Below are 6521 nucleotides of genomic sequence, written 5' to 3' on the forward strand. Positions count from 1 at the left end.
CCGGACGGGGTGTTGTCGGGGCTGGTGGACAACAGTGTGCCGATGTTGCGGCGCAGGCGTGACGACGGTGAGGCGGTGCTGGCCGCGGTCGGGCATCTCTGGGCGAACGGTGTCGCCGTGGACTGGGCGCCGGCTTTCGCGGGCCTGGACGCGCGTCGGGTGGCGCTGCCGACCTACGCGTTCCAGCGGCAACGCTACTGGCCCGGCGTCGAGCGCGTGTCGCCCACGCCGAAGCTCGCCGGTCGGCCTCAGGTGGAGAGCGGGCGATCCCTGCGTGACGTGGTCCGGGAGTCCGCGGCCGTTGTCCTGGGCCACCACCCTGACACCGCGCTCGACACCCACCGCACGTTCCGAGAGCTCGGTTTCGACTCCTTGACAGGGGTCGAGCTGAGGAACCTGTTGCAGAGCCGCACCGGCATCGAGCTGGCAGGCAGCGCGGTGTTCGACTACCCGACGGTCACCCGGCTCGCGGAGCATCTCGCCGGCCGGGCCGAGCCGGCCACGCCGCAGGCCGCGGCCGACGTCACCGGCGATCCGATCGTCCTGGTCGGCATGGCCTGCCGCTTCCCCGGCGGCGTGTCCGACCCGGACGGGCTGTGGCGCCTGGTCGCCGAGGAAGCCGACGCGACCGGGCCCTTCCCCACCGATCGCGGCTGGGACCTGGACCGGTTGCAGGAAGTCTCCGCCACGAGCCGCGGCGGTTTTGTAGCCGGCGTCGACGGCTTCGACGCGGCGTTCTTCCGCATCTCGCCGCGCGAGGCGCTGGCCACTGATCCGCAGCAGCGGTTGCTGCTGGAAGTGTCGTGGGAGGCGCTGGAACAGGCGGGAATCGATCCCGAAACGCTGGCGGGCACCCCGACCGGCGTCTTCGCCGGAGCCTACGGATCCGGCTACGGCGACCTCGTCTCCCGTGAGCAACTACAGGGACACCTGCTGACCGGCGGCGCCGGCAGCGTCATCTCCGGCCGGGTGGCGTACGCCCTGGGGCTGGAAGGTCCCGCCGTCAGCGTGGACACCGCCTGCTCGTCGTCGCTGGTGGCCATGCACCTCGCCGCGCAGGCTCTCCGCACGGGGGAGTGCAACCTGGCGCTGGCCGGCGGCGTCACCGTGATGGCAACGCCCGAGATGTTCCTGGAGTTCACGGCACAGAACGGGCTCGCGGAAGACGGCCGGTGCCGGTCGTTCGCCGACAGCGCTGACGGGACGGGCTGGTCCGAGGGCGTCGGCGTGGTGGTGTTGGAGCGGCTGTCCGACGCTGTGCGCAACGGCCATGAGGTTCTCGCGGTCATGCGGTCGAGTGCGGTGAATCAGGACGGTGCGTCGAATGGGCTGACGGCGCCGAACGGTCCGTCCCAGCAGCGGGTGATCCGTCAGGCTCTGGCGGCGGCGGGTCTGTCGTCGGCTGATGTGGATGCGGTGGAGGCCCATGGGACGGGCACCAGGCTCGGTGATCCGATCGAGGCGCAGGCGTTGCTGGCCACGTATGGCCAGGACCGTCCCGGCGACCGGCCGTTGTGGCTGGGGTCGTTGAAGTCGAACATCGGTCATGCGCAGGCTGCCGCGGGTGTCGGTGGTGTGATCAAGATGGTCATGGCGCTGCGTCATGGGGTTCTGCCCAGGACTCTGCATGTCGATGAGCCGTCGACTCAGGTGGACTGGACGCAGGGTGATGTGCGGCTGCTGACGGATGCGGTGCCGTGGCCGGAGACGGGTCGTCCGCGGCGTGCCGGGGTGTCCTCGTTCGGTGTCAGCGGTACCAACGCGCATGTCATCCTCGAAGCTCCCGAGGCAACCGAGCTCGCAGCTACCGACCCTGCAGTCGCCGAATCCATCGCCGGCGAATCCGTGGCCGCCGAATCTGTGGCCGCCGAGCCGGAGGCCGGGGGCGGCGGCGTGGTGCCGTGGATCATCTCGGGCGCGTCGGACGAGGCGGTGCGGGCACAGGCGGCCCGTCTTCTGGAACACGTGGAATCGGTTCCCGAACTGCGTCCGGTGGACGTGGCCTGGTCGCTGATCAGCGCGCGAGCCGCCTTGACCCATCGGACCGCGGCAGTCGGCGCGGACCGGGACGAACTGCTGGCCGGCCTGCGCGCCGTGGCCGCCGGCGAGGTCGTCCCGCGGATGGTCCGGCCCGGCGACAAGGTGGTCTTCGTCTTCCCGGGTCAGGGTGCGCAGTGGGTGGGGATGGCTCAGGAGCTGATCGGGTCTTCGCCTGTCTTCGCCTCGTCGATGCGTGAGTGCGCGGAGGCTCTGGAACCGTTCGTGGACTGGTCGCTGGCCGACGTGCTCGGCGACGAAGCTGCGTTGCAGCGGGTGGATGTCGTGCAGCCGGCGTTGTGGGCGGTGATGGTGTCGCTGGCCGCGGTCTGGCGCTCGTACGGGGTGGAACCGGCTGCGGTGGTGGGTCATTCGCAGGGCGAGATCGCGGCGGCGTGTGTGGCGGGTGCGTTGTCGTTGTCCGACGGTGCCCGGGTGGTGGCGTTGCGGAGCAGGGCGATCGCGGAGCATCTGACCGGTGGCGGCATGATGGCGTTGTCGGTGCCGGCCGCGGCGGCGCGGGACTTGATCGCGGACCGGCCGGGGCTGTCCTTGGCGGTCATCAACGGTCCGGGGGCCACGGTGGTCTCGGGTGAGGCTGCGGCGCTTGACCGGTTGCAGGCGTACTGCGACGAGCACGGGGTCCAGGCGCGGCGGATTGCCGTGGACTATGCCTCGCATTCGGTGCTGGTGGAAGAGATCCGGGACCGGTTGCTGACGGACCTGGCTGCCATCACCCCGCAGACATCGGAGGTGCCGGTCGTCTCGTCGGTGACCGGCGAGCTGATGGACACCGTGGGCTGGGACGCCGCGTACTGGTTCCGGAACCTGCGGAACACGGTGCTGTTCGAACAGGCACTGACGGCGGCCGAGCCCGGCGTGGTCATCGAGATCAGCCCGCACCCGGTGCTGCTGCCCGTCATCCAGGACACCGTCCCGGTGGTCGGAACGCTTCGGCGCGGTGAGGGCGGCCTGCAGAGGCTGGTGACATCGGTCGCGCAGGCACACGCGTACGGCATCGCGGTGGACTGGTCCCCGGTGTTCGCCGGCCGCGGTGCCGAGCGGGTCGCCCTCCCGACGTACGCCTTCCAGCATCAGCGCTTCTGGCCCGCCCCCTCCGCCGCACCCGCCGACGTGACCGCGGCCGGCCTCAGTGCCGCGGAACACCCGCTGCTGGGGGCCATGCTGACGCTGCCGCAGACCGATGGCGTGGTCTTCACCAGCCGGCTGTCGTTGCGGACCCACCCGTGGCTGGCCGCTCCCGCCGGTGAGGACGTGGCCGTCTTCCCCGCCACGGGCTGGGTCGAGCTGGCACTGCGCGCCGGTGACAGCGTGGGCTCCGACCGGATCGACGAGTTGGTCGTGGAGGCGCCGCTGGTGCTGCCCGCCCAGGGCGGTGTGCAGCTGCAGGTAGCCCTCGGCGCGCCCGGGCCCGGCACGTCGCGCCGGACGGTCACGGTGCACGCCCGACCCGACGGTCAGGACGAATGGACTCGACTCGTCTCCGGCGTGCTGAGCGCCGGCGGTGCACGGGAAACAGGGGCGTGGGGAGACGGCTGGCCGGCGCCGGGCGCGACAGAGCTGGACGTCGAATCCCAGCCCGGCCTGGTCCACGCCTGGCATTTGGGCGACCAGATCTTCGCCGAGGTCGAGGTGCCCGGCTCGGCCGGTGCGGAGGCGTTCGGTCTCCACCCGGCCTTGCTCGACGCCGCGCTGCGGGCCGCGGCCTTCGACGGGGTGCCGTCCGAGTTCACCGACGTGGTCCTGCATGCCCGCGGCGCCGAGCGGCTGCGTGTCGTTCTCACCCGCACCGCGCCCACCGAGGTGGCGGTGGAGGCCGCCGACGGCACCGGAGCGCCGGTCCTGGCGATCGGATCGGTCGCGATGCGGCCGCTCACGGCCGAAACACTGACCATCGGTACGGGCGACGCGGCGCTGCTGACGTGGGACTGGATCGATGTTCCCGTCCCGTCGGCCGCCCCGATCGACGACTGGACAGCGGTCGGCCAGCACGGTTTCACGCGGCGGTCCAGCACACCGCAAGCGGTCGTGCTCAGCGTTTCCGGCGATGGGGAACCGGTTCCGACAGCGGTCCATGAGCTGACCGGCTGGGTGCTGGAACAGCTGCAGCATCAGCTGATCGAGAGCACGACCCCGCTGGTCGTGGTCACGCAGGGTGCGGTGGCGCCCGTGGTGACCGACGTGGCCGCGGCGGCCGTGTGGGGCCTGGTGCGCTCTGCGCAGTCCGAGAACCCGGGCCGGATCGTGCTGCTGGACACCGACGCCGAGGTCGACGGCGCACTGCTGGGCCGCGTCCTGGCCGCCGGCGAGCCGCAACTGGTCCTGCGCGACGGAACCTGGCGCGCCGCCCGCCTGGCCCGTGCCACCGCGGAGTCCTCGCCGGCTCCCGAGGTGACCGGGACGGTCCTGGTCACCGGCGGCACCGGCGGCCTGGGCGGGCTGATCGCACGGCACCTCGTCGTCGCGCACGGCGTCCGCGACCTGGTGCTGCTGAGCCGACGTGGCCCGGACGCGCCGGGGGCCGCCGTCCTGGTGACCGACCTGGAAGAGCACGGCGCCACGGTGAAAGTCGTGGCCTGCGACGTTGCCGATCGGGCGGCCCTGGCGGACGTGCTGGCTGCCCACACCATCGGTGGCGTGGTCCACGCGGCGGGCATCCTCGACGACGGCGTCATCGACACCCTGACACGGGAGCAGCTCAACCGCGTCCTGGCCCCGAAGGCGGACGCCGCCTGGCACCTGCACGAGCTGACCCGGGAACTCGACCTCTCCCTGTTCGTGATGTTCTCCTCCGTCGCGGGACTCATCGGCAGCGGCGGCCAGGGCAACTACGCCGCCGGAAACGCCTTCCTCGACGCGCTGATGCAGCTCCGCCGTCACGACGGCCTGCCCGGTCTCGCCCTGGCGTGGGGCCCTTGGACCGACGAACTGGGCCTCACCAGCGGCCTGTCCGGTGCCGACCTCCGGCGGATCGCCCGCTCGGCCACGCCGCCACTCGCGGTGGACCAGGGGCTCGCCCTCTTCGACCGGGCACTGCGCAGCGATCGTCCCCTGCTGGCGCTGACCCGCTTCAACCCCCGGGCGATGCGAGCGCAGGGCGAGGTGCCACCGCTGTGGCGCACCCTGGTGGGTGGCACCGTGCGCCGCACCGCCGACAATGGTGGCAGCAGTCGTGACGGGCTCCAGGAACGGCTCGCGGGCCTCTCCGGCGACCAGGCCCGGGCCCTGCTGGTCGAGCTGGTCGGTGACGCGGCCGCGACCGTGCTGGGGCACGCCTCCGGCACGCGGATCAACACCGGGCAGCCCTTCAAGGAGCTCGGCTTCGACTCGCTGACCGCGGTCGAGCTGCGCAACCTGCTGCAGTCCAGGACGGGACGGGCGCTGCCCTCGAGCGTGGTCTTCGACTACCCGACGGTCACCCGGCTGGCAGCCTTCCTGGCCGGTGAGATCGCTCCCGTCCGGGCTGCCGCGCCGCTGCCGGTTCCGGTCGCCGACGACCCGGTCGTGCTGGTCGGCATGGCCTGCCGTTACCCGGGCGGTGTCACGGGTCCGGACGAGTTGTGGGACCTGGTGGCGGCCGGGGTGGACGGGATCACGCCGTTCCCGGCCGATCGCGGCTGGGATCTGGATGCGCTGCTGGGATCCGGGGAAACGGGATCCGGATCCTCGGCAACCGGCGAGGGTGGCTTTGTCGAGGGTGTCGATGGCTTCGATGCGGCGTTCTTCCGTATCTCGCCGCGCGAGGCGCGTGCCACTGATCCGCAGCAGCGGTTGCTGCTGGAGGTGTCGTGGGAGGCGCTGGAACGGGCGGGAATCGATCCCCACTCTCTGGCCGGCAGCTCCACCGGCGTGTTCGCCGGCGTCTACTCCTCCGGGTACGCCGATCTTGTCGCCCGTGGTGGGGAGCAGTTGCAGGGTCATCAGATCACGGGTGGCGCGGCCAGCGTGATCTCGGGGCGGGTTGCGTACACGCTGGGGCTGGAGGGTCCCGCGGTGAGCGTGGACACGGCGTGTTCGTCGTCGCTGGTGGCGATGCATCTGGCGGCGCAGGCGCTGCGGGCGGGGGAGTGCTCGTTGGCGCTGGCCGGCGGCGTCACCGTCATGGCCACTGCGGATGCCTTCGTGGGCTTCACTGCGCAGGGTGGTCTGTCCCCGGATGGCCGGTGCCGGTCGTTCGCCGACAGCGCTGACGGCACGGGCTGGTCCGAGGGCGTCGGCGTGGTGGTGTTGGAGCGGCTGTCCGACGCTCGCCGTAACGGTCACGAGGTGCTTGCCGTGTTCCGGTCGAGTGCGGTGAATCAGGACGGTGCGTCGAATGGTCTGACGGCTCCGAACGGTCCGTCCCAGCAGCGTTTGATCCGTCAGGCGCTGGCGGCGGCGGGTCTGTCGTCGGCTGATGTGGATGCGGTGGAGGCCCACGGTACGGGCACCCGCCTCGGTGATCCGATCGAGGCGCAGGCGCT

Annotated in this window: 1 protein-coding gene; it reads left to right on the forward strand. The window is 71.8% G+C overall.

The genetic code is table 11. From position 1 onward, the window contains the following. Positions 1 to 42 precede the first annotated feature (42 nt). The coding region (locus ACZ3KP_RS40830; RefSeq protein WP_467506192.1) for an SDR family NAD(P)-dependent oxidoreductase at positions 43 to 6521 on the forward strand (6479 nt) is incomplete at its 3' end.

The sequence above is a fragment of the Streptomyces sp. NPDC020958 genome, assembly GCF_055562175.1.